Source organism: Rhizobium sp. N324, assembly GCF_001664485.1.
Classification (GTDB): domain Bacteria; phylum Pseudomonadota; class Alphaproteobacteria; order Rhizobiales; family Rhizobiaceae; genus Rhizobium.
The window spans coordinates 2968074-2990630 of the sequence record NZ_CP013630.1; the positions used below are offsets into that span (position 1 = coordinate 2968074).

The 22557-nt window shown below is 63.0% G+C and carries 22 protein-coding genes and 1 pseudogene; 9 read left to right on the forward strand and 14 right to left on the reverse strand.

Annotation, left to right across the window (positions count from 1 at the left end; genetic code table 11):
• The first annotated feature begins 141 nt into the window (after positions 1-141).
• The 3 genes from AMK05_RS14355 to AMK05_RS14365 are packed head-to-tail and all read left to right on the forward strand — an operon-like array spanning position 142 to position 1851.
• A complete protein-coding gene (locus AMK05_RS14355) occupies positions 142-522 on the forward strand; it encodes a COG4315 family predicted lipoprotein (protein ID WP_064839450.1) in 381 nt (126 codons plus the stop codon).
• 34 nt (positions 523-556) lie between these two features.
• Complete coding sequence (locus tag AMK05_RS14360) at positions 557-1072, forward strand: RNA polymerase sigma factor (RefSeq protein ID WP_064839452.1); 516 nt, start codon at positions 557-559, stop codon at positions 1070-1072.
• The gene (locus AMK05_RS14365; RefSeq protein WP_064839454.1) at positions 1069-1851 is read left to right on the forward strand and encodes an anti-sigma factor family protein; all 783 of its coding nucleotides are present in this window, start codon (positions 1069-1071) and stop codon (positions 1849-1851) included. Before AMK05_RS14360 ends, AMK05_RS14365 begins: the two co-directional genes overlap by 4 nt.
• A 3-nt stretch (positions 1852-1854) precedes the next feature.
• Here AMK05_RS14365 and AMK05_RS14370 read toward each other — a convergent pair whose 3' ends face one another.
• From AMK05_RS14370 to nthA, 3 genes are read right to left on the reverse strand one after another with little or no spacing between them, the layout of a single operon-like run.
• A complete protein-coding gene (locus tag AMK05_RS14370; RefSeq protein ID WP_064839456.1) occupies positions 1855-2226 on the reverse strand; it encodes a nitrile hydratase accessory protein in 372 nt (123 codons plus the stop codon).
• The gene (gene nthB, locus AMK05_RS14375) at positions 2213-2872 is read right to left on the reverse strand and encodes a nitrile hydratase subunit beta (RefSeq protein WP_064839458.1); all 660 of its coding nucleotides are present in this window, start codon (positions 2870-2872) and stop codon (positions 2213-2215) included. Before nthB ends, AMK05_RS14370 begins: the two co-directional genes overlap by 14 nt.
• The gene (nthA, locus tag AMK05_RS14380) at positions 2869-3522 is read right to left on the reverse strand and encodes a nitrile hydratase subunit alpha (protein ID WP_064839461.1); all 654 of its coding nucleotides are present in this window, start codon (positions 3520-3522) and stop codon (positions 2869-2871) included. The genes nthB and nthA overlap by 4 nt, the downstream gene beginning before the upstream one ends.
• 362 nt (positions 3523-3884) lie before the next feature.
• Between nthA and AMK05_RS14385 the strand changes: the two genes are divergently transcribed.
• Both AMK05_RS14385 and AMK05_RS14390 read left to right on the forward strand, forming a co-directional pair.
• Positions 3885-5159 (forward strand): SDR family oxidoreductase, encoded by a 1275-nt coding sequence (locus AMK05_RS14385; protein WP_064839463.1) that lies wholly within the window; start codon positions 3885-3887, stop codon positions 5157-5159.
• The gene (locus tag AMK05_RS14390; RefSeq protein WP_064839465.1) at positions 5159-5635 is read left to right on the forward strand and encodes a DUF2269 family protein; all 477 of its coding nucleotides are present in this window, start codon (positions 5159-5161) and stop codon (positions 5633-5635) included. Before AMK05_RS14385 ends, AMK05_RS14390 begins: the two co-directional genes overlap by 1 nt.
• Here the strand turns inward: AMK05_RS14390 and AMK05_RS14395 are convergent.
• Entirely contained in the window at positions 5627-6220 is a 594-nt protein-coding gene (locus AMK05_RS14395; RefSeq protein WP_064839467.1) for a LysE family translocator, read from the reverse strand. The two genes, AMK05_RS14390 and AMK05_RS14395, sit on opposite strands and share 9 nt — an antisense overlap.
• Before the next feature lie 147 nt (positions 6221-6367).
• On the opposite strand from AMK05_RS14395, the gene AMK05_RS14400 reads away from it, so the two are divergent.
• Positions 6368-7216, forward strand: a complete 849-nt coding sequence (locus AMK05_RS14400; protein ID WP_064839469.1) for an aldo/keto reductase — start codon at positions 6368-6370, stop codon at positions 7214-7216.
• A gap of 36 nt (positions 7217-7252) precedes the next feature.
• Here the strand turns inward: AMK05_RS14400 and ilvN are convergent, their stop codons facing one another.
• The gene (gene ilvN / locus AMK05_RS14405) at positions 7253-7825 is read right to left on the reverse strand and encodes an acetolactate synthase small subunit (protein WP_064839471.1); all 573 of its coding nucleotides are present in this window, start codon (positions 7823-7825) and stop codon (positions 7253-7255) included.
• A gap of 83 nt (positions 7826-7908) precedes the next feature.
• Positions 7909-9699 (reverse strand): acetolactate synthase 3 large subunit, encoded by a 1791-nt coding sequence (locus AMK05_RS14410; RefSeq protein WP_082935661.1) that lies wholly within the window; start codon positions 9697-9699, stop codon positions 7909-7911.
• A gap of 323 nt (positions 9700-10022) precedes the next feature.
• Here AMK05_RS14410 and AMK05_RS14415 point away from each other — a divergent pair, with 323 nt between their 5' ends.
• Positions 10023-12047 (forward strand): ATP-binding protein, encoded by a 2025-nt coding sequence (locus AMK05_RS14415; RefSeq protein ID WP_064839473.1) that lies wholly within the window; start codon positions 10023-10025, stop codon positions 12045-12047.
• Here AMK05_RS14415 and AMK05_RS14420 read toward each other — a convergent pair.
• Complete coding sequence (locus tag AMK05_RS14420; protein WP_064839474.1) at positions 12032-12946, reverse strand: dihydrodipicolinate synthase family protein; 915 nt, start codon at positions 12944-12946, stop codon at positions 12032-12034. The two genes, AMK05_RS14415 and AMK05_RS14420, sit on opposite strands and share 16 nt — an antisense overlap.
• A 22-nt stretch (positions 12947-12968) precedes the next feature.
• Complete coding sequence (locus AMK05_RS14425; RefSeq protein ID WP_064841385.1) at positions 12969-13583, reverse strand: LysE family translocator; 615 nt, start codon at positions 13581-13583, stop codon at positions 12969-12971.
• A gap of 97 nt (positions 13584-13680) precedes the next feature.
• Here AMK05_RS14425 and pdxR point away from each other — a divergent pair, with 97 nt between their 5' ends.
• Positions 13681-15183 (forward strand): MocR-like pyridoxine biosynthesis transcription factor PdxR, encoded by a 1503-nt coding sequence (pdxR, locus tag AMK05_RS14430; protein ID WP_190237345.1) that lies wholly within the window; start codon positions 13681-13683, stop codon positions 15181-15183.
• Here pdxR and miaA read toward each other — a convergent pair.
• Positions 15180-16076 carry a tRNA (adenosine(37)-N6)-dimethylallyltransferase MiaA gene (gene miaA / locus AMK05_RS14435; RefSeq protein ID WP_064839477.1) on the reverse strand — a complete coding sequence of 299 codons (897 nt, stop codon included), beginning with the start codon at positions 16074-16076 and terminating at the stop codon, positions 15180-15182. The genes pdxR and miaA overlap by 4 nt on opposite strands.
• Here miaA and serB point away from each other — a divergent pair.
• Positions 16075-16965, forward strand: a complete 891-nt coding sequence (serB, locus tag AMK05_RS14440; protein ID WP_064839479.1) for a phosphoserine phosphatase SerB — start codon at positions 16075-16077, stop codon at positions 16963-16965. The genes miaA and serB overlap by 2 nt on opposite strands.
• Before the next feature lie 463 nt (positions 16966-17428).
• On the opposite strand, the gene AMK05_RS14445 is transcribed toward serB, so the two are convergent.
• The 5 genes and pseudogenes from AMK05_RS14445 to thyA all read right to left on the reverse strand — a co-directional run.
• Positions 17429-19171, reverse strand: coding sequence for a Do family serine endopeptidase (locus tag AMK05_RS14445; protein WP_064839481.1), 1743 nt, complete (start codon positions 19169-19171; stop codon positions 17429-17431).
• Positions 19172-19379: 208 nt separating this feature from the next.
• Positions 19380-20339: a protease modulator HflC gene (gene hflC / locus AMK05_RS14450; RefSeq protein WP_064839483.1), complete on the reverse strand. Its 960-nt coding sequence runs from the start codon at positions 20337-20339 to the stop codon at positions 19380-19382.
• Positions 20340-20342: 3 nt separating this feature from the next.
• Positions 20343-21428, reverse strand: coding sequence for an FtsH protease activity modulator HflK (hflK, locus tag AMK05_RS14455; protein WP_064839485.1), 1086 nt, complete (start codon positions 21426-21428; stop codon positions 20343-20345).
• Between the two features lie 149 nt (positions 21429-21577).
• The gene (locus tag AMK05_RS14460; RefSeq protein ID WP_064839487.1) at positions 21578-22096 is read right to left on the reverse strand and encodes a dihydrofolate reductase; all 519 of its coding nucleotides are present in this window, start codon (positions 22094-22096) and stop codon (positions 21578-21580) included.
• A 13-nt stretch (positions 22097-22109) separates the two neighbouring features.
• Positions 22110-22388 (reverse strand): annotated as a pseudogene (gene thyA, locus AMK05_RS14465) (thymidylate synthase); the annotation flags it as partial.
• Positions 22389-22557: the final 169 nt, after the last annotated feature.

Genomic DNA, 22557 nt, shown 5'->3' on the forward strand with positions numbered 1-22557 from the left:
CCCTGCCCGGGGAATGTCGGTACGGGCTCTCGCGTGCCTCCTGCCCTAAAATTTTCCATGCGTCGGGAATAAAACCGCCGCGTCTCGTGTCTCATCTGAGGTATCGCAAAATTGCGTGCCCAGTTCTCAAGGAGAGACATCATGAAATCCGTGAAATTCCTGTCCGTCGTGGCCGCTGCGGCCCTCGCCGCAACCGCTGCTTTCGCAGCCGCTCCCGTCAAGGAAGTCGAATCGGCCAAGGGCAAGGTTCTTGCCGGCGAAAACGGCATGACCCTCTACACATTCAAAAAGGACGCCAAGGGCGTTTCCAACTGCAATGACGATTGCGCCAAGAACTGGCCGCCGCTGATGGCCGCTTCCGATGCCAAGGCCGATGGTGCATATTCGATCATCGATCGGAAGGATGGCACGAAGCAATGGGCCAAGGACGGCATGCCGCTCTATTACTGGGTCAAGGACAAGAAGTCGGGCGACATCACCGGCGACGGCGTCGGCGGCAATTGGGACCTTGCCAAACCTTGATCGCAGGGGCCTTGATCATCAGAAAGCGGCTGGCGTGAAAACACCCGCACCTGAAAGTTTCGAGGGCCAGATCCTGGCCCTCCTCCCCTCGCTCAGGCGCTATTCGCGCAGCCTGACGCGTTCGGATGCCGATGGCGAGGATCTGCTCCAGGATTGCGTCGAGAAGGTGCTGGCGCGCCGCGGACAATGGCGTGGCCGCAACCTGCGCGGCTGGGTCCTGACCATCATGACCAATCTCTACCGCAACGGCCGGCGCGGCAAGGCGCGCGACGGCCTGGTCGAACTCGACGCCGCCGAGGATATCGCCACCCCCGAACCGCCGGCCGATCCGCTGGCGCGTGCCCGGCTCGACGATGCGTTGAACAGCCTTTCGGAGGAGCACCGCGCCGTGCTGATGCTCGTGGTCATCGAGGGATACACCTACGGCGAGGTCGCCGCCGCCCTCGATATCCCCATCGGCACCGTCATGTCCCGGCTGTCGCGCGCCCGCCACCGCGTCGCCGAGCGGCTGAAAGCCGATAACGTCATTACGCTTCGGAGACCGAAATGAACGAGACCAACCCGATCGTCACCGAAGCCGATCTTCACGCCTATGCCGACGGCCAACTGCCGGAAGCGGCGCGCGCCCGCATCGAAGCCTACCTTGCCGACAATCCCGACGAGGCGGCGCTGGTCGCTGAATGGCAGGCGCAGAATAGCGGCATCCGGTCGCTGTTTTCAGGATATGAGCAGGCGAAGGACACGGACGCCCTGCTCGTATCACCCCCGCGCACCGTCTCGTCGGAGTGGAGACGCCTGGCGATCGCCGCCGCGGCCCTCGTCGTCTTCGCGCTCGGCGCCGTCAGCGGCCATTACGGCCCGGCACTTCTGACAAAGCCGGAGCTGCAGCTTGCCGGCTCCGAAACCCTGCCGAAGCAGGCCGAGACCGCTTTCTTGGTTTATGCCGCCGAGGTTCGCCACCCGGTCGAAGTCTTCGCCGACGAGGAAGCCCACCTCGCCACCTGGCTCGGCAAGCGCCTCGCCATCCAGAACCTGAAGATCCCGAACCTGCAGCCGCTCGGCTTCAAGTTGGTCGGCGGCCGCCTGCTGCCGGTCGATGACAGACCGGGCGCCATGTTCATGTACGAGAACCAGGCCGGCGAGCGCCTGACCGTCATCGTCGGCCGCAACACCGAAAACCGTACGACGAGCTTCCGCTTCGCCTCATCGGGCAATCTCGAGACCTTCTACTGGATCGACGGCGAACTCGGTTATGCCGTCACCGGCGAAATCACGCGTGAGACCCTGCGCGGTGTGGCCGAGGAATGCTATCGGCAGTTCCCTTCGTGAGAATCAGCGCTTTGGATCGTTGGCAAGTTCGATCGGCTGCCCATGCGGCGTGGCTTCGGCGGCCCGCTGCCAGCTCTGCTGCAGGTCGAGAATGGCAGATGCATCCGCTATGCCGCGGCTGACGAGCAGTTCGGAAAGGGCCGCCACCCAGCAGTCGAAATAATCGCTGCCATCCTCGGCGCGTTGAGGCTTGTGCAATTCTTTCGACAGGACTTCCGCCCATTCGCCCCAGGCAAACAGCCCCTTCTCGTGCAGATGCACCGTCATGGCGAAGGCCTCCGCCGCCCAAGGCTCGGGAAAGACCGGATCACCCTCCGGCGACCTCGGCAACCCAAGCGATTGCGCCAACTGAGACGGCGTCTCACAAGTGCTCAAGATAGCTCTCCCACGCATCGATGGAGACCGTCAGCGACGGATCCGCTCCTTCGCCCCAGATCTCACCGCCGCCGAAGACGACCGTATAGAGCCATTGCGGATTTTCGCCGCGGCCATGCGCATTATCGTCGGGGAAGACGAATGCCCCTTGCACCGCCTCGACGACGCCCGTCTTGGCGCGCGCATAACGCGGCAGCCGCGTATGGGTGGCCGGATTGAAATTCCTCGTCCTCACCGCCTCTCCGACCGCAAAGCGCGGGGCGGTTTCGACAGGACGATCGCAAGGCCCGCCTTTCGCCAGCGCGCCCGGCACCATCTCTGCCTTCAGCATCCGCTTCGGCACCGTGCCTGCCTGCAGCTTTCGCCCGGAGACCAGCTCCTCGAGCGTGGCAAAACCGTGCCTTGCGAGCAGCATCTCGACACCGCGGATCCAGATCTCGTAATAGCTGGCGGCGAGATAATCGGCCGGCGGAATATTTTCGCGCGCATGCCGACTTTCATCGATCGTCCAGACGCCGAAAGCGCCGCAGGAAAGTGTGATGCCGAGGGCCCGCTTTTCCCATTCGGCGTGGAAACAGGGCTCGTCCTTTTCGGGCGCGACAGGCCCGAAACCCATCTGCCCGCCGAGATCGTGCGGTCCGTTCATGGAAGAGCCTCCGGGCTGCCGGCAATGGCCGTGCCGATCATCGCATCGCGGCTGACGAGGCCGGCCAGTGCGGCTTCGTCCATTCCGTCCGTGCCCTCAGGCCGCTCGGGGATCACGAGATAACGCAGCTCCGCCGTCGAATCCCAGACACGGATCTTCTTCTCCTCCGGCAGCGTCAGGCCGAATTCGGCAAGCACGCCGCGCGGATCGATGACGGCGCGCGAGCGATAGGCCGGCGCCTTGTACCACACCGGCGGCAGCCCGAGCACCGACCAGGGATAACAGGAGCAGAGCGTGCAGACGATGAGATTATGGGTCTCGGCCGTGTTGAAGACGGCGCGCATATGCTCGCCCTGCCGGCCGGTATAACCGAGGCTCGCAATCGCCGCTGTCGCATCACGCTTCAGCCAGTCGGCGAAATCGGCATCGCTCCAGGCCTTGGCGACGACATGCGCCCCGTTCCTCGGCCCCACCTTGGTCTCATAGGTCTCGACAATCGCATCGATCGCCGCCGGATCGATGAGACCCTTCTCCGTCAGCAGCGTTTCCAGCGCTTTGACGCGGGCCTGCATGTCGGAATAGTGGTTGTCGTGGTGATGAGCATGTTTGTGGTGGTGGTGATCGGCATTGTTGTCGTGGTCGTCGTGCATCGCAATATCCTCCCGGAACGCGGATAGGCGCCCCACTTACTCTCGCGCGGCCGAAGGATGGGCAAGGTCAACCCCTTGCACCCTCTTCTCCCCAGCGGGGAGAAGGTGGCCCGAAGGGTCGGATGAGGGGGCCGCACGGCATGCCCGTCATTGTTGCCCTTCGCTTGCGCTTCGTGCATTCGCGACCTTGTCGCTCACCCCCTCATCTGCCTGCCGGCATCTTCTCCCCGCTGGGGAGAAGGGGAATCGCAGCAACGTCTCGCCCAATCCAAAACATCAAGCCGTCTCCCTTCCTTCTACCACACACCACACCCCCGCCAAGCCCTCCTATCCCACTCAAACTTTTCCGCTAATCTCCCGCCATGAACATTCTGATTCTCGGTGCAACCGGCTTCATAGGCTCCGTCGTCGCAGCCCGGCTCGTCGCCGAGGGGCATGCAGTGACCGGGCTCGGCCGCAATCCCACGCGTGCCCGCCTGAAACAGCCGGCGATAAACTGGCGCCGGGCCGATCTCTCGCATATGACGAAAGCGGACGACTGGGATGAGATCCTCAACGGCCAGCATGCCGTCGTCAATTGCGCCGGCGCCCTGCAGGACGGTCTCTCGGACAATCTGGCGGCCACGCAAGCCGAGGCGATGCTGGCGCTCTATGCCGCCGCCAAACGCGGGTCGCAGCCTCTGATCGTCCAGATATCGGCGAGGACGGCCGGCGCGGCGGGCGACCTGCCCTTCCTCGCCACCAAGCGCCGGGCCGACGAGGCGCTGGCGGTAAGCGGCCTGCCTTGCCTCATCCTGCGCCCTGCCCTCGTTCTCGGCCGCAATGCCCATGGCGGTTCGTCGCTGCTCAGGGCGCTTGCCGCCCTCCCCCTGGCGCTGCCGCTCGTCCATGCCGAAAGCCCGGTCGAAATGCTGTCGGTGGACGATGTGGCGGAAGCCGTGTCGCGGGCGGTTGCAGTCGGCCTCCGCGGTGATATCGATCTCGCCGACGACGAGACCCTGACGCTTGCCGATCTCGTCAGCCTTCACCGGCAATGGCTGGGCCTGCCCCCCGCCCGCGTCTTTTCCCTTGCGCCGTGGCTTGCAAAGCCCGTCATGTGGCTTGCCGATGTCGCAGGGCTGCTCGGCTGGCGCTCGCCGCTGCGCTCGACGGCGATGACGGTCATGTCGGAGGGCATACAAAGCGCAAAGGGAGAAAGCGGCCTCGTCGCGACATCCGCTGCGGCAGCCCTATCAGCCAATCCATCCGGCGTGCAGGATCTCTGGTTTGCCCGGCTCTACCTGCTGAAACCGCTCGTCATATCGGGGCTCTCCGCCTTCTGGCTGCTCTCCGGCCTGATCCCGCTGCTGGCGTTGCAGAAGACATCCGCCCATTTCCTGCCGTTCATGCCGGAGTCCACGGCCACCGCGCTGACGCTTGCAACTTGCCTGATCGACGTGGCGCTCGGCGCTGCCGTGCTTGTCCGTCCGCTCGCCAAACGCGCGCTTCTCGGCATGCTGGCTGTCTCCTTCGCCTATCTCGCCGGCGCCAGCCTGCTCGAACCGATGCTCTGGCTCGATCCGCTCGGTCCCCTCGTCAAGGTGCTGCCGTCGATCTTACTGACGCTGACGGCCCTTGCCACACTGGATGAACGCTGATGCTCGAGCAATGGCTGCTGCTTGCCCATGTCATCGGCGCGACCGTGCTCTTCGGCACCGGCGCCGGCATCGCCTTCTTCATGGTGATGGCGCATCGCACGCGTGATTCCGTTCTGATCGCCCACGTCGCCGGAACCGTCGTCATTGCCGATACGATCTTCACCGCTACGGCCGCCATTTTTCAACCCGTGACCGGATATCTGCTGGTGCGCTCGATCGGCTGGGAGCTGACGGAAGGCTGGATCGCGCTGTCGCTGCTGCTTTATCTTCTCACCGGCCTGTTCTGGCTGCCGGTCGTCTGGATCCAGATCCGCCTGCGCGATTTCGCCCGCGCCGCGGCAGCATCGGGAGGCGCCCTGCCGCCGGCCTATTTCAGCCTCTACCGCATCTGGTTCGCCTGCGGCTTCCCGGCCTTCTCAGCCGTCATCGGCATTCTCTGGCTGATGCTGGCGAAGCCGTCGATCACCCTATTTTAGCATCGGCCAGAGGCTCGCCACCAGAAGCACCGCCATACTGATATTGAACCATTTCAGCCGCACCGGATCGGAAAGCCATTCCCGCAATGCCGAGCCGAAGCCTGCCCAGGTCGAAACGCTCGGCACGTTGACTGCCGCAAAGGCGAGGCCGACGAGAAGCACGCTGACGAGATAGAGCTCGGGATTGGTATAGGTCGCCATCGCGGTGACCGCCATCACCCAGGCTTTTGGATTGACCCACTGAAAGGCCGCCGCTGAAAAGAAAGACATTGGCTTGACGGCGCTCTTGCCTTCGCTAAGCGATCGCGACGAGGCGATCTTCCAGGCGATCCAGACGAGATAGGCGCCGCCGGCAAATTTCAACGCCGTATAGACTGCCGGCATCGTATGCAGCACCGCGCCAAGTCCAAGACCGACGCCGATGAGCAGCGAGAAGAACCCGACACCGATGCCGAACATATGCGGGATCGTTCTGCGGAAGCCGAAATTCACGCCCGAGGCAAAGAGCATCATATTGTTCGGCCCCGGCGTGATCGAGGTCGTGAAGGCGAAGAGTACGAGGGCGACAAACGTATCCAGCGGCATGAGACCTCCCGAACCGGCCTTTTCCAGCCTGTTCATTTAGGTCAGCATAACTGTCCAAAATTACCCATGCCATTGCATTATTGTCATGGTGACAGGATTACTGGAAAGATGGCGACACGGCCCAATCTTTTGCCGAGGAAGAAACCCATGCAGGACGACCCGATTCCATCCGTCAAATTCCCGAACGGCGCTGAGGTGCCGGCGCTCGGCCAGGGAACATGGGCCATGGGCGAGGATGCCGGCCATGCCAGGGCCGAGATCGAAAGTCTCAAAGCCGGCATCGATCTCGGCATGACGCTGATCGACACCGCCGAAATGTACGGTGACGGTGGCGCCGAGGAGATCGTCGGCCAGGCGATCAGCGGACGGCGCGACGAGGTCTTCATCGTCAGCAAGGTCTATCCCTGGAATGCCAGCCTGAAAGGCACGATCGAAGCCTGCGAGCGCAGTCTGGAACGGCTCCGCACCGACCGCATCGATCTCTATCTCCTGCACTGGCGCGGCAGTCATCCGCTGGCCGAAACCGTTGCGGCCTTCGAAATGCTGAAGGCCTCAGGCAAGATCGGCGCCTGGGGCGTTTCCAATTTCGACACCGACGACATGGAGGAATTGCTCACCGTGCCCGACGGCGCCAATGTCGCCGCCAACCAGGTGCTCTACAACCTCTCCCGCCGCGGCATCGAATTCGATCTCCTGCCCTGGTGCCAGAGCCGCCGCATCCCGGTTATGGCCTATTCACCGATCGAGCAGGGACATATCCTGCACCATCCCGAGCTGATCCACATCGCCAAGGCCTATCAGGCGACACCAGCGCAGCTGGCGCTGGCCTTCCTGCTCGAACGCGACGGCGTTATCGTCATCCCGAAAACGTCGAATCCCGAACGCGCGGCTGAGAACCGCGACTGCGTCTCGCTTGAGATCACCGATGAGGACTGGCAGGCATTGGACGCCGCCTTCCCGCCGCCGACAAGCAAAAAGCCGCTGGAGATGCTGTGATCTCCAGCGGCTTTCGGCACGATTGCACTGCCGGGCTTACATTCCCTGCGCACCACGGTTCATCGCCGCGATGCCGGTGCGGCAGACCTCGATCAAGCCGAGCGGCTTCATGATCGCGATGAACTGATCAATCTTGGAAGACTTGCCGGTGATCTCCAGAATGAAGTGATCGATCGTCGCATCCACCACCTTGGCGTGGAAGGCATCGGCAAGGCGCAGCGTCTCGGCGCGCATCTCGCCCTCGCCGATCACCTTGACCAGCGCCACCTCGCGCTCGATCGGCCGGTCCTGGCCGAGTTCGCGGGCGCGCACTGTCAAATCGACGACGCGGTGTACCGGTACGATGCGCTCGAGCTGCGCCTTGATCTGCTCCAGCACCTGCGGCGTGCCGCGCGTGACGATGGTGATGCGGGAAAGATGCGCCTGATGCTCGGTCTCTGAAACCGTCAGGCTCTCGATATTGTAGCCGCGGCCGGAAAACAGGCCGATGACCCGGGCAAGGACGCCCGGTTCGTTATCGACGAGAATGGAAAGCGTGTGGCTCTCGATCGCCGCCGTTTCCGGCGAGATGAAGTAGGCGGAGCCCGTGGGCTGTAGGTGTGCGTTCATGGTCTTGAGTTTCCTCTTCCCTGTCGCATAACCCCGAAAATGGAAAACGATTTTCGGAAAGGATTATGCGCAAATTAAAAATGTCAGACGAGCGCGCGGCCCTTGGCGTCGATCGCATTGGCGACCGCTTCGTCGGTGGCTTCATCAGGCAGCAGCATTTCGTTATGCGCCTTGCCCGAGGGGATCATCGGGAAGCAGTTGGCGAGATTGGCAACCCGGCAATCGAAGATCACCGGCTTCCTGACCTCGATCATCTCGACAATGGCATCGTCCAGGTCATCCGGCTTTTCGCAGCGCAGGCCGACGGCGCCATAGGCTTCCGCCAGCTTGACGAAATCGGGCATCGCCTCGGTATAGGAGTTCGACAGACGGTTGCCGTGCAGCAATTGCTGCCACTGGCGCACCATGCCCATATACTGGTTGTTCATGATGAAGATCTTGATCGGCGCATCGTGCTGGATCGCCGCCGACATTTCCTGAATACACATCTGGATCGATGCGTCGCCAGCAATGTCGATGACGAGGCTGTCGGGATGGGCGATCTGGACTCCAAGGGCCGCCGGCAGACCGTAGCCCATCGTGCCGAGGCCGCCCGATGTCATCCAGCGGTTCGGCTGCTCGAAGCCGAAGAACTGCGCCGCCCACATCTGATGCTGGCCGACTTCGGTGGTGATGTAGGTATCGCGGTCCTTGGTGTGCGCATAGAGCCGCTCCAGCGCATATTGCGGCATGATGACGTCATTGCTCCTCGTATAGGCGAAGGAGTTGCGCGCCCGCCAGCGGGCGATATCGGTCCACCAGTCTTCGAGGCGGTTCTTCTCCGGCTTCTTCGGCAGCGCCCGCCACAGGCGGACCATATCTTCGAGGACATGCCCGACATCACCGCGGATGCCGATATCGACACGGACGTTCTTGTTGATCGAAGACGGATCGATATCGATATGGATTTTCTTCGAATTCGGGGAAAAGGCATTGAGGCGGCCGGTGATGCGGTCGTCGAAGCGGGCGCCGATGCAGACCATGACGTCGCAGTCATGCATCGCCATGTTGGCTTCGTAGGAGCCGTGCATGCCGAGCATCTTCAGCCAGTTCTTGCCCGAAGCCGGATAGGCGCCGAGGCCCATCAGCGTCGAGGTGATCGGGAAACCGGTGAGTTCGACCAGCTCGCGCAGCAGCTTGGAGGCCTCGGGGCCGGAATTGATGACGCCGCCGCCGGAATAGATGATTGGACGGCGCGCAGTCGCCATCAGCTCGATCGCTGCATGGATCTGGTTGAGGTCGCCCTGGATTTTCGGCTGATAGCTCTTCTGGATCGTGTAATCGGCGGGCGGCGTATAGGTGCCGGTGGCAAACTGCACGTCTTTCGGAATATCGACGACGACGGGGCCCGGACGGCCGGACTGTGCGATGCGGAAGGCCTCGTGAATAACGGCGGCGAGCTGGTTGACGTCCTTGACCAGCCAGTTGTGCTTGGTGCAGGGCCGGGTGATGCCGACCGTATCGCATTCCTGGAAGGCGTCGGAGCCGATCAGCGGGGTCGGAACCTGACCGGTCAGGCAGACGAGCGGGACCGAATCCATCAGCGCGTCCTGCAGCGGCGTGACCGCATTGGTGGCGCCCGGACCCGAGGTGACCAGCATGACGCCGACCTTGCCGGTGGAGCGGGCGTAGCCTTCGGCCGCATGGCCTGCTCCCTGCTCGTGACGGACGAGGATGTGCTTGACCTCTTCCTGCTGGAAGATCTCGTCATAGATCGGCAGAACCGCGCCGCCGGGATAGCCGAAGATATGTTCGACGCCGTTGTCCTTCAGCGCCTTGAGAACGATCTCCGCTCCCGTCATCCGATTGCCTGCCGCCTGATTGTCCGTGCTCATCTGTCTGTTCCGTTTATGCTGGGATTTGCGTTTGTGGCCGGAAGCCCGAATTTCGGGCATAAAAAAAGGCCCCGGAGGAGCCTGTCATCTAGCGCATGGGTGGCTACCGCCGGATGGTTACACCATCCTGCCCATGCGCTTTCCCACCACGATAAGAGCCATTGCGATTTTCATGGTCGGAAGTGATAGACAGAAAATTTCGCAGCGTCAACGCATGCCGCAATAAAAATCCGGCTCCAGCCTTTACCCCCTGAAATCCGTGGCCTGAAGAATTTGTTAAAGGATTAACTTTATTCTTTTCCCCTATTGTAGGGAGTAGCCCTTTGCTCAACAACGACTTGCGCGTGTCTGGCAAGGCAGGCGAGCACGATCGCCGCGATGGCCATGCGCCGGGAAATCGCTTTCTCGGCCGCGTCGTTGCGTGCAGCGGATCCAGGGCGACGATCGCCGCCGTCGCCGAAGACGGCGGCACCGATCTGACCGAGCTCTGGTCCGTCGGCCGGCTGATTTCGATCGGCGTTGGCCGCAACCGCGTCGTTGCCCTCGTCTATCAGATGAACACCGGCGGCCATGCCTGGGGCGAAGGCGAGGACAATACGTTCAAGATCGAGACCGAGCTGCTCGGCGAAGTCCGTGTCGATGAGGACGGGCACGAGGAATTCTCCACCGGCATTTCGCGTTATCCGTATCTTGGCGCCATCGCTCACCGCATTCGCGCCGCCGACCTGATGCGCATCTACGATGCCGGAGAGGGTACGACCGCCGTCATCGGCAAACTGACGCAGGACGAAAGCATCGATGCGGCGATCCACATCCCCTCGATGCTCTCCAAGCATTTCGCCGTCGTCGGCTCCACCGGTGTCGGCAAGTCGACGGCCGTGTCGCTGCTGCTGCATAAGGCGATCGCAGCCAACCCGAAACTGCGGGTGCTGATCCTCGATCCGCATAACGAATTCGCCGCCGCATTTCCCAAGCACGCCGTCACCATCGATACCGATACGCTCGACCTGCCCTTCTGGCTGATGCGGCTGGAGGAATTCGCCGAAGTCGTCTTTCGCGGCCGCCCGCCGGTGCCGGAAGAGCTCGACATGCTGCGCGATATCCTGCCCGAGGCCAAGCGCGCCTTCCGCGGCAGCGACAACTCGCTGGTGCGCCGCACCACGGAAAAGAGCTCGATCACCGCCGATACGCCGGTCCCCTACCGCATGGCCGATCTGCTGGCGCTGATCGACGAGCGCATTGGCCGCCTGGAAGGCCGCACGGAAAAGCCCTTCCTGCGCTCGCTGAAGATGCGTCTCATCGCCGCGATCAACGATCCGCGCTATCACTTTATGTTCTCCAACAATACGATCAGCGACACGATCACCGAGACCATCGCGCAGATTTTCCGCATTCCCGGCGAGAACCGGCCGATCTGCACCTTCCAGCTGGCCGGCATTCCCTCCGAGGTGGTCAATTCGGTCGCCTCCGTCCTTTGCCGCATGGCCTTCGAAGTGGCGCTGTGGAGCGAAGGCGCCATCCATATGCTGGTCGTCTGCGAGGAAGCCCACCGCTACATCCCCTCCGATCCCAGCCTCGGTTTCGTGCCGACGCGCCAGGCGATCGCCCGCATCGCCAAGGAGGGCCGCAAATACGGCGTCTCGCTGGGGATCATCACCCAGCGGCCGGGTGAACTCGACCAGACGATCCTGTCGCAGTGCTCGACGCTGTTTGCCATGCGCCTGGCCAACGACCGCGACCAGGAAATCATCCGCTCGGCCATTCCCAACTCGTCGATCTCGACGACGAGCTTTATCTCCTCGATCGGCAACGGCGAGGCGATCGCATTCGGCGAGGCGATCAGCGTGCCGATGCGCATGCGCTTTTCCCGCGTCGACGAGAGCTTGCTGCCGAAGGCTGCCAGCGCCAACAGCAAACACAGCGAGGAAGATCCGGATACGGTCGATCTGCGCAAGATCGTCACCCGCATGCGGGCGGTGACCGTCGGACCCGACATTTCGAATTTCCAGCAGAGCTATGCTGCCTCAGCGGCAGCCCCCGAGGAGGTTGACGCGACCGACGAGGATATCGACGACAAGCCCTATGCATCGCCTGCCCTCTCGTCTGCTCCGCTCGAATCCTACCGGCGTGAGCTGCTGCCGCAGGCACCCCGGCTCGACCCCGCCGCGCCGCCGGCGATCGATCCCCGGCTGGACGCGCTCCGCCGCGAGATGCGCCGCGAAGAACCGGTCTTTCCCCGGCCGGCACCGCCAACGGATCAGCCCGCGGTCACCCGCCGGGAGCCCGGCACGTCGCTCCGCGAAAGCATCCTGAAGAAACCGCTGAGCAGCCTCTACAACAAGGATTGACGTTCCAGCGCGATCAGCGGCTCGGCCACCTGAAGGACACGCTGCCGGTCCGCGGCTCCGAGCGGCATGAGAGGCCGCGGCAGCTCCGCCCGGGTGAGCAAGAGATGCTCGACCAGCATATAGACCACGCGGATGCTTCCGAGTTCCTTGAACATCCTCCAAAGCGGCTCAAGGAGCCCATCGAGCCTGCGTGTTTCGTTGCCGTCGCCTGTAATCGCCGCCTTGGTCAGGGCAAGGGCTGTGCGCGGCAGCAAGCCGCCGACGACGCTGTACCAGGCCTCGGCGCCAGAGAGCAGCGCCTCGGCCGCACCCCAGTCGCCGCTATAGCCGATCGCGAGATCGGTCTTCTCGCGCAATGCGGCGAGTTCCCCTCGCACATCGCCGTCGGCCGGCAGAGGCATCTTCACCGCCTTGATCGTCTCGATATCGGAGAGGCGCCGCAGTAGCTCGCGGCTAAAGGTGAAGTGGGTCGTGCCGGGATTGTTATAGATGCAGAGCGGCAGCGCCGCCGCCTTCGTGACCGCCAGGAAATGCTGGTAGACCTCTTCCTGGGTCAAGGGCGTGTAGGACACCGGCGCCAGCAGAAGCGCATCCGCGCCGGCCGTTTCGGCATCCCTCGCAAGGTCGCAAGCGCTGTCTGTCCGCAGAGCGCCAACACCGACAACGATGGGAACACGCCCTTTGACGCATTCGACCGCCGCCTCGATGGCCCGCAACCGTTCCTCGCGCGTGAGGTAGGCATAGATCCCAGTGCTGCCGAGAAGGCCGATGGAGGCGACGCCCGCATCACACAAAGGCTCGAGCAGACGGCAAAGGGCTTCGGTGTCCACCCGGCCATCCGCATCGGCGGGGGTTGGCGGAAAGGCCGAAAGAACATGAAACGGAGATGATGAAGACATGATGCGATCCTGAGAAAAGCGGTCAATGGGAGAACAGCAGGCGCGATCCAGCGCCCGCGAAGAAGATGGCGAGGCTCCCCTCGATCCAGCGGCGCGCCCGCGCATAACCGCGCACCATAGGCGCCGTCGAAAACAGCACGGCATAACCGGAAAATATCGAGACCCCGAGGAGCACGCATCCGCCGAACGCCGTGACGGCGGTCTCGGGCGAGGCGCCGGGCTTCAGACCGAGCGACATGATTGCGACCCAGGCCAGAACCGCCTTCGGGTTTCCGAGGTGCATCAGGATCCCGCGGCGATAGAGTGCGCCGAACTCCGCAGCAGGCCGGGCGAGTTCATCCGCCGGCGCATCCCGGGCAGTCGCCGAGCGGGCTGCTTTCCAGGCGAGCCAGAGGAGGTACAGCCCGCCCGCGATCTTGAGGACCAGCAGCGCGTGGGCGTAGCGAACAAGCAGTGTCGAGATGACCGTAACCGCGATCAGCCCCCAGCATGTCGACATTGTTATCACTCCGGCGGCAAGCGCCAGAGCCGGCCGGCGTCCTTGCCGCATCGCCACGTTCATGATGGCCATGTTGCTTGGCCCGGGACTGCCTGCCGCGATGACATAAGCGATATAGACGACGAGAAGATCTTGCATGTCCATGTTTCCGAAATCGGCCAATTCACTTCCTTCTGCGCTAGAATTGGTCCATCATGAAGCACCATTTTCAACAATCTTCATGGACCATTTTGCAATGTCGAAGCGGCGCAGCACCATCGAGATCCCATCGCTCAAAACCATCGACCGAACCGCCGATGTCGGCCGCCAGCTTGCCCAGGCTCTGCGCAGCGCGATCTCACGCGCAGAACTCAGGCCTGGCGAGCGCCTCCCTTCGACGCGCACCCTTGCTGCGTCCTTGAAGATAGCCCGCGGCACCGTCGTCGGAGTGTTCGATCAACTGACCGCCGAAGGCTACCTCGAAGCGAGGGTCGGGGCCGGAACAAGTGTCGCCTCGGCCCTGGTGGACGCAACGCCGCCGTTTCCGCCCGCACCGGCAGCGCCGCCGGGCGCGGATGCCTTCGATCTGCCCTTCCCGGCGGCCCGGCTGATATCGATCGCCCGCGCCCTCACCCCTCACCCGCCCATTCCCTTCGCCATCGCCGTCCCGGCTGCCGGTATTGCGCCGGACGACAACTGGCGCCGTCTCGGCAATCGCGTGCGCGCATCGAAACAGGCAGCCCCCGCAAGCTATCAAAATCCCATGGGACTGCACGAGCTGCGGGTCGCCATCGCCGACCATGTCCGCCGCGCACGGGCCGTTCACTGCGAGCCGGAACAGGTGATCGTCACGTCGGGTACCCAGCAGGGCCTCTATCTGGCGGGGCGTGTCCTGCTGTCGCGCGACGATCCGGTATGGACCGAGGATCCGGCCTATCCCGGGCTCACGGCCGTGCTCGACGATCTCGGCGCACGGACACATCGCATCCCGGTCGATGCGCAGGGAATGAACGTGGAACGCGGCCTCGAACTTTGCCAGCAGGCGCGCGCCGCCTTCGTCACCCCTTCGCATCAATATCCGGTCGGCATGCCGCTCAGCATGGCCCGGCGCAACGCCCTGGCCGCCTGGGCCGACCAAAACCGCGCCTGGATCGTCGAGGACGATTACGACAGCGAGCTGCGTTATGCCGGGCACCCCTTCCCCTCGATGCAGGGATTGCGCCCCTCCCGCGTCATCTATCTCGGCACTTTCAGCAAGGTGCTCTTTCCATCGCTGCGCCTCGGCTATGTCATCGCCCCTGCCGCGCTCGCGGAAGCCTTCGCCGGCGCGCGCGCCATTCTCGACCGGCACTCGCCGACCGCAGAACAGCACGTCCTAGCCGCCTACATGAGGGAAGGCTATTTCGAAGCCCATATCCGGCGCATCCGCGGCCTCTATGCCGAACGCCGCGCAATCCTGCTCTCAAGCCTCGAGCGGGCCTTGCCTGAGGGATGCCGTATTCAGCCGAGCGACCAGGGCATGCACATTCTTCTATGGCTGCCCGAGGGGACCGACGACGTGCAGCTCGCAGCCCAGGCGCTATCGGCCGGCCTTGCGGTGCGCGCGATCTCGCCCATGTATGCCGCACGGCCGGCGCGCCCCGGCCTGATGCTGGGATTCGGTGGATTTCTGCCGGACCGGCTGCAGGCGGCGGTTGGCGAACTCGTCAAATTGCTGAACCTGCAGATCTTCGGAGGCGGAGGCGAACGCCGAGGCTAAAGCATCAGCCGTTCCCAGCTGTCGTCCATCTGGTTGCGGAACCATGTCATTTGACGCTTGGCATATTGCCGCGTCGCCGCGGCCCCCTTCTCCAGCACCTCGTCACGCGTCATCCCGCCATTGAGCATCGCCGCGATCTGCGAGACTCCGATCGCCTTCATCACAGGCGCCTCGGCCGGCAGGTCGAGCGCAAGCAGCGCCCTCACCTCGTCTTCCGCGCCTTGGTCCAGCATCTTTTCGAAACGCCCGTTGATGCGCTGATGCAGCACCGCCCGGTCCGGCAGCACGACGATCTTGCGAGCCTGGCCAGCGTCGATCACCACGGGTCCCGACCGGCCCTGGAAATCGGCGATTGACCGTCCCGTCGCCTTGAACACTTCAAGCGCCCGGACGATGCGCTGCCCGTCCTGGCGATTGAGGCTTGCCGACATGGCAGGATCGATAGCCTCAAGTTCGGAATGGAGCCCCTCCGGCCCCTCCGCAAGCAGCCGCGTCCTGAGTTCCTCCCGCAGGTCCTCCGGGATCTGCGGCATGTCGGAGAGGCCGCCGGTCAGCGCCTTGAAATAAAGACCGGTGCCGCCGACGAAGACCGGCAGCCGGTCGGCGGCCCTGAGCGACGGCAGCAGCGTCGAGACATCGCGCAGCCAGCTGCCGGTGGAATAGGCCGCACCTGCCGGCACGTGGCCGTAGAGATGATGCGGCACACCCTGCATCTCCTCTTCCGACGGGCGCGCGGTCAGCACCCGCAGCGTATCGTAGACCTGCATGCTGTCGGCGTTGACGACCACGCCGTCATGGCGCTTGGCCAATTCGACGGCGAGCGCGGACTTGCCGCTGGCGGTCGGCCCGGTTATCAGGATCGCGTTCACTGTGCTCAGAAGGTTTTCCATCATGGCTCTCGTTGCCACGCTTGTTGCCAATCCGTCAAATCCCGTGCTGACACCCAAGATCGCCGAACAGGCGGCCGAAGCGGTGAACGCTTCCGGCCTCTACTGGCTGGCAGACGGCATCGCCTGCGACATCGCGCTGCGTGACGGCACGGATGCGCCAGCGGCCGAGGCTAATATTCTTGCCGTCATATCAGGCGCGCCGATCGACCTCGTGATCCAGGAGCAGGAGAGCCGCCGCAAGAAGCTGCTGATCGCCGATATGGATTCGACGATGATCGGCCAGGAATGCATCGACGAACTCGCTGCCGAAGTCGGCCTGAAGGAGAAGGTCGCGACCATTACCGCCCGCGCCATGAACGGTGAGATCGCCTTCGAGCCCGCTTTGCGCGAACGCGTCGCCCTCTTGAAGGGCCTGCCGACATCGGTGGTCGACGGAGTGATCGCCAAGCGCATCACGCTGACGCCGGGCGGCCCGGAACTGATCGCCACCATGAAGTCGAAAGGCCATTACACCGCCCTCGTCTCCGGCGGGTTCACCGTCTTCACCAGCCGCATCGCCGCCACCCTCGGCTTCGACGAGAACCGTGCCAATACGCTGCTCGAAGAGGGCGGCATCCTCTCCGGCTTCGTCGCCGAACCGATCCTCGGCAAGCAGGCGAAGGTCGATGCGCTGAACGAGATTTCGGCTCAGCTCGGCATTTCGCCTGAAGACGCGATCGCCGTCGGCGACGGCGCCAACGACCTCGGCATGCTGCACCTCGCCGGCGCCGGCGTCGCCCTCCACGCCAAGCCCGCCGTCGCCGCCGAGGCACAGATGCGCATCAACCACGGCGACCTGACGGCGCTGCTCTATATCCAGGGCTACCGGAAGACGGATTTCGTGACGGGTTGAATGTTCAATCGTGCTACAGAAAATGAATGAGAAAGCGAGCTTTGACTGACGAACAGCTAGCAGAACTTCGCGCCTTGGAAGCGCTTGAGGATAAACATATCGTCCGGAAATAGAGGATGACCGCTGGCGGTTCGCGCGAAAGGGCAATCTCCGAAGGCCCTCAAATAGCTCACCATCTCTGGACGGCTAATCCCCCCGGTCGATCCGAGCCATTCGGCACGCTATCCAACGCGTCGGCATGGAATTTGGCGCGAACGCTTACCCCAATCTTCCTCATCCCTGTGCTCGTCACAGGGATCCAGCGCGCCCAAGTCCTTGGGCGCGGGAGACTCCTTCTCCGTGCAGAAGCGTCATTCACGGCGCCGACGCGCCGTGGCTGGATTTCTGTGACGAGCACAGGAATGAGGGAGGAAAAGTTGCGCGAGAACAGGAAACGCAGCGGCTCGGCACCGCCGCAGTCCCCTTACTCCATCGGCACCGCCACAAAGCGCAGATCGCCATTCGCCGATGCGATCATTAGCTGGGCGTTCCGGCGGCCCTCCTGCTTCAGCGATTTCACCTTGGCGGCGACCGCGTCCGGCGACTTCATGAACTCCTGCGCCACCTCGACGATCACGTCGCCGGGCTTCAGCCCTTTTTCGGCCGAGGCGGAGCCGGGCGTCACCTCGGTCACGACGACACCGTCGACGCTTTCGGCGATGCCGAAAGCCTTGCGCGTCTCGGCGCTCAAAAGCGACAACGACAAGCCGAGCACATTCTTCGGCGTTGATGCATCCGGTGACACCTGGCCCTGCCCCTGGCCCTGGTGCTGGTCCGGCGCGCCCGGTGCAGGCTGGGCCTGATCGCCGGAATCCGGCTGGTCCATGTCGTTGTTCTCGTCCGGATCCGGGGTGATCACGCCGTCACCCTGCGAACCGTCGGGCGCCGCGTCGCCGGATGCCGCCGCCTGATCGCTGTCCTCGAGCCGGCCAAGCTTGACCTTGACGGTCTGCTCCTTGCCGTCGCGCAACACTACCACGTCGACTTCCTTGCCGACCGTGCTTTCCGCCACGACGCGCGGCAGATCGCGCATTTCGCTGACGGTCTTGCCGTCGAATTTCAAAATGACGTCGCCTGCCTTGATGGAACCGTCGTCGACCGGGCCGCCCTTGATGACGCCGGCGACCAGCGCGCCCTTGGCACTGTCGAGCCCGAGGCTGTCGGCGATATCGTCGGTCACCGGCTGGATGCGCACGCCGAGCCAGCCGCGCCGCGTCTCGCCATATTCACGCAATTGGTCGACGACGCCGGAGGCAAGCTCGGAGGGGACCGAGAAGCCGATGCCGATCGAGCCGCCGCTCGGCGAAATGATCGCCGTGTTGATGCCGATCACCTCACCCTTCATGTTGAAGAGCGGCCCGCCGGAATTGCCCTTGTTGATCGCCGCATCCGTCTGGATGAAGTTGTCATAGGGGCCGGCATTGATATTGCGGCCGCGCCCGGAAATGATGCCGACCGTCACCGAGCCGCCGAAGCCGAACGGGTTGCCGATCGCCATCACCCAATCGCCGATCCGCATCGTGCTGGAATCGCCGAATTTCACCGATTTCAGCGGCGTCTTCGGCTCGACCTTCAGCACCGAAAGGTCGGTTTTCGTATCCGTGCCGATCAGCTTTGCCTTGAGCTTCGAACCATTGGCGAAGTTGACTTCAATATCGTCGGCGCCCTCGATCACATGGTTGTTGGTTACGATATAGCCGGTCGGGTCGATGACGAAGCCGGAGCCGAGCGAGCTGACATTGTGGTTGCCGCCCTTGTTGCCCTGCTTCTTGTCGAAGAAGTCGTTGAAGAACTCCTGGAAAGGCGAGCCGTCGGGGGCGCGCGGCGCCGGGCCGACACCCTCGTCGTCCTTCACGTTCTGCGAGGTCGAGATGTTGACCACGGCGTCGAGCAGCCCCTCGGCGAGATCGGCGACCGACGCCGGACCGTTGTTCGGCACGCCGGCTTGAATTGGTGCGGCCGGCTGCGGTGCAGCGGCTGCAGGCGGCGTGGGCGCAGGAGCAGCCGTTTCCGGAGTAGCCGGAGCGGGTGCGACAACAGCTGGTGCTGTCGTTTCAGGCGCGGTTTGCGCATAGGCGACCCCGTTCATGCCGGCATGCGCAATCATTGCAGCGCTGGCCATAAGCGCGAGCGTTCGTCTGAAGGGCGAGCGATTCGTGGGGGCCATCAAGCTTCCTCTTAGGGGGTAAATGCGCACATTGAGCACCAGCATAAGGCGGAATGATGGAGGGCGAAATCACCTTTTCGCGAAATCCCCGTGCAATATGACGTACCCTCGCAAAAGCCTGATTATCTCGACCTTTTCACGAAAAAAGGGCCGGCACTCGGGCCGGCCCTTTCAGGATTGTCGGGATGCCAATGGCATCCCTTTGCCGTCAGTTCGCCGGCTGCGCGGGTGCTGTGGGAGCAGCCGCGCCGGGAACTGCCGCAGCCGGATTTGTCGGCGCTTGCAGGGCGCCGGCGGCATTGTCGAAATAGCGGAAGAATTCCGTATTCGGCGACAACACCAGCGTCGTATCCTGCGACGAAAGCGCCGAGGAGTAGGCAGCCATCGAGCGATAGAACTCGAAGAAAGCCGGATCCTTGCTGAAGGCGTCGGCGAAGACGCGGTTGCGTTCCGCATCACCTTGACCGCGCAGGATTTCCGCATCGCGCTGGGCGCCCGCGGTGAACTCGACGACCTGGCGGTCGGCGACGGCCCGGCGCCGCTGACCTTCTTCATTGCCCTCCGCGCGGATGCGCTCGGCTTCGGCCAGGCGTTCCGAGCGCATGGCGTTGTAGGTGTTGGGCGCAACCTCGGGCGAAAGGTCGGTGCGGCGGATGCGAACATCGTCGATATGCAGGCCGAGATTTTCGGCATCCGTGCGCAGGTCGTCCCGGATCTCCAGCATCATCGCGACACGTTCTTCCGAGAGTGCGGCATTGTAGTCACGCAAGCCGTAGACGCGGCGAAGCGATGAATCGAGCTGCGCTCTCAGCCGCGCTTCCGCGGCCTCGCGATCGCCCGACACCGTTTCGCGGAAGCGGCGAACATCCGAGATATTGTAGATCACGAAGGCATCGACGTCGAAGGTCTGGCCGTCCTGAACCTGAACGCGGATATTGTCGAGATCGAGCCTCAGCGCCTGCTTTTCCACCAGTTGGACGCGGTCGGCATCCATGAACCCGAAGGGCAGCTTGAAATAGATGCCGGGTTCGGTCTTGACCGACTGGATCTGGCCGAAGCGGACGACGATCGCCTGCTCGCGTGCATTCACCACGAAGATCGACGAATAAAGCCCGACCAGCACGATGGCCAGGATGACGAGAATGATGGGAAGTCTGTTCGATGTCATGGTTCAACCTCCCTGCTGCGCCGGCTTGCCGATCTCGTTGAGCGGCAGATAGGGCAACACACCCTGCTTCTCGTCGATGATGACCTTCTTCGAATTCTTCAGCACCTGTTCCATCGTTTCGATGAACAGCCGCTTGCGGGTCACTTCGGGAGCCTTCGAATATTCGTCGTTGATCGCGGTGAAACGCTGGGCCTCACCTTCCGCCTCCTTGACGACACGGTTCTTGTAGGCCGCCGCATCTTCACGGATTCGTGCCGCATCGCCTCGCGCCTGGCCGAGCTTCTGGTTCGTGTAGCGGTTGGCATCTTCGATCGTGCTGTCGCGGTCACGGCCGGCACGCTGCACTTCTTCGAAGGCATCGGCGACTTCGCGCGGTGGCGCCACGTTCTGGATCGTCACGCCGGTCACGGTCACGCCCGCGCCATAGCGGTTCATCGTATCCTGCACGATATTGAGCACATCCACTTCGATCGGCTGACGATTGCTGCGGAAGGCGTCCTGTGCCGGACGGCGCCCGACGATTTCGCGCATGGCGCTGTCGGAAACCTGCTGCAGGGTCTCTGCCGGATTTTCGACGTTGAAGAGATAGGCCTTGGGATCGCTGACGGTATAGAACACGGCGAACTGCACATTGATGACGCTCTTGTCGCTGGAGAGCATCAGCCCGTTCGAGGACGATGCAGAGGTCGCGCCGATATTCAGCTGTTGCACGGTCACCTTGACCGTCTCGACGGATTCCATCGGCCAGAAATGGAAATGCAGGCCGGGCATCGAAATCTCTTCCTTCGGCTTGCCGAAGCGCAGCTCGACGCCGCGTTCGTCCGGCTGCACCACGTAGACGCACTGGATCAGCCAGAAAACCGCAACGACCGCCGCGACGATCACCGCCACGCCGCCGTTGAAACCGCCGGGAACGATGTTGCGCAGCTGGTCCTGACCGCGCCGGATGATATCTTCCAGATCGGGCGGTCCGCCCTTGCCGCTGCCACCGCCCCGCGGGCGGTTCGGCCCCTGGCCCCATGGTCCCTGATTATTACCGCCGCCGCCGCCCCAAGGGCCGCCGCCGCCATTCTGATTGCTCCAGGGCATCAAAACCTCGTTGTTCGTTAAGTCTTCCACGCATCCGGAACCGTGGGGGCTGACCGGTGGATGCGTTGGTGACCGTTATAGGTATCGCCGCATCGGCTTTCAACGCAACGTGAGAAACTTGGTCAATTTAATTGGAAAATAGTTCATTTTCAGCCGTGGCGGCGCTCATAGACGACGTAGCGCGTGGCATAACCGTCCTTCTCGCCGGCCGGAACCGCGAGTGTTTCCCCTGCCCGCCAGATCTCGGGATCGATCGCAGGGAACGATGCATCTCCATCGAGATCGGCCTCGACATGCGTGATGCACATCCGATCGGCCAGACCGATCGCCTGGGCATAGACCTGCCCGCCGCCGATAATGCAGATCTCGTCGACACCAGTTTCACGCGCCAACCTGTCGGCCGCCGTCATCGCCTCCGGCAGCGAATGCGCCATGGAGACATCGGGATGATCTATCGCCGCCTGCCTGGAGATGACGACGTTCGGCCGCCCCGGCAGCGGCTTTCCGATCGATTCATAGGTCTTGCGGCCCATGACCACAGGCTTGCCCAATGTCAACGCCTTAAAGCGCTTAAGATCGCTCGACAGCCGCCAGGGCATGTCGCCGTCGCGGCCGATAATACCGTTTCGGGCAACGGCTGCGATAATGGTCCTGCGGATATCAGCCATGGAATGTCCCGGATCAGACGGCGATCGGCGCCTTGATGCTGGCATCGGCCTCGTAGCCGATCAGCTCGAAATCGTCGAAGGTGAAGCCGAAGATATCCTTCGCATCAGGCTTGATGCGCATGAAGGGCAGCGGCTTCGGCCGGCGCGCCAGCTGCAGCTTCGCCTGGTCGAAATGGTTGTGATAAAGATGGGCATCGCCAAGCGTATGAACGAAATCGCCGGGCTTCAACCCCGTCACCTGAGCCACCATCATCGTCAAAAGCGCGTAGGAAGCGATGTTGAACGGCTTTCCGGCATTCCACATTTTTTATCACCTTTTTTTATCAATCTAGGCAACATCTCGAAAAATGAAGGGTGATGCGAACCAGGCCGAAGCAAGCATGAACCATTGCTAGAGCAGCTTTGGACTGGATCTAGGCAATCGCCTTGAAAAAGGCGACAGACGCGAACAGAGCTCGGGC

Coding starts and splice junctions, on each gene's coding strand:
- AMK05_RS14355 (WP_064839450.1), top strand. CDS start 142: ATGAAATCCGTGAAATTCCTGTCCGTCGTGGCCGCTGCGGCCCTCGCC.
- AMK05_RS14365 (WP_064839454.1), top strand. CDS start 1,069: ATGAACGAGACCAACCCGATCGTCACCGAAGCCGATCTTCACGCCTAT.
- nthB (WP_064839458.1), bottom strand. CDS start 2,872: ATGAACGGACCGCACGATCTCGGCGGGCAGATGGGTTTCGGGCCTGTC.
- nthA (WP_064839461.1), bottom strand. CDS start 3,522: ATGCACGACGACCACGACAACAATGCCGATCACCACCACCACAAACAT.
- AMK05_RS14385 (WP_064839463.1), top strand. CDS start 3,885: ATGAACATTCTGATTCTCGGTGCAACCGGCTTCATAGGCTCCGTCGTC.
- AMK05_RS14390 (WP_064839465.1), top strand. CDS start 5,159: ATGCTCGAGCAATGGCTGCTGCTTGCCCATGTCATCGGCGCGACCGTG.
- AMK05_RS14395 (WP_064839467.1), bottom strand. CDS start 6,220: ATGCCGCTGGATACGTTTGTCGCCCTCGTACTCTTCGCCTTCACGACC.
- AMK05_RS14400 (WP_064839469.1), top strand. CDS start 6,368: ATGCAGGACGACCCGATTCCATCCGTCAAATTCCCGAACGGCGCTGAG.
- ilvN (WP_064839471.1), bottom strand. CDS start 7,825: ATGAACGCACACCTACAGCCCACGGGCTCCGCCTACTTCATCTCGCCG.
- AMK05_RS14410 (WP_082935661.1), bottom strand. CDS start 9,699: ATGAGCACGGACAATCAGGCGGCAGGCAATCGGATGACGGGAGCGGAG.
- AMK05_RS14420 (WP_064839474.1), bottom strand. CDS start 12,946: ATGTCTTCATCATCTCCGTTTCATGTTCTTTCGGCCTTTCCGCCAACC.
- AMK05_RS14425 (WP_064841385.1), bottom strand. CDS start 13,583: ATGCAAGATCTTCTCGTCGTCTATATCGCTTATGTCATCGCGGCAGGC.
- pdxR (WP_190237345.1), top strand. CDS start 13,681: ATGTCGAAGCGGCGCAGCACCATCGAGATCCCATCGCTCAAAACCATC.
- serB (WP_064839479.1), top strand. CDS start 16,075: ATGGCTCTCGTTGCCACGCTTGTTGCCAATCCGTCAAATCCCGTGCTG.
- miaA (WP_064839477.1), bottom strand. CDS start 16,076: ATGATGGAAAACCTTCTGAGCACAGTGAACGCGATCCTGATAACCGGG.
- AMK05_RS14445 (WP_064839481.1), bottom strand. CDS start 19,171: ATGGCCCCCACGAATCGCTCGCCCTTCAGACGAACGCTCGCGCTTATG.
- hflC (WP_064839483.1), bottom strand. CDS start 20,339: ATGACATCGAACAGACTTCCCATCATTCTCGTCATCCTGGCCATCGTG.
- hflK (WP_064839485.1), bottom strand. CDS start 21,428: ATGCCCTGGAGCAATCAGAATGGCGGCGGCGGCCCTTGGGGCGGCGGC.
- AMK05_RS14460 (WP_064839487.1), bottom strand. CDS start 22,096: ATGGCTGATATCCGCAGGACCATTATCGCAGCCGTTGCCCGAAACGGT.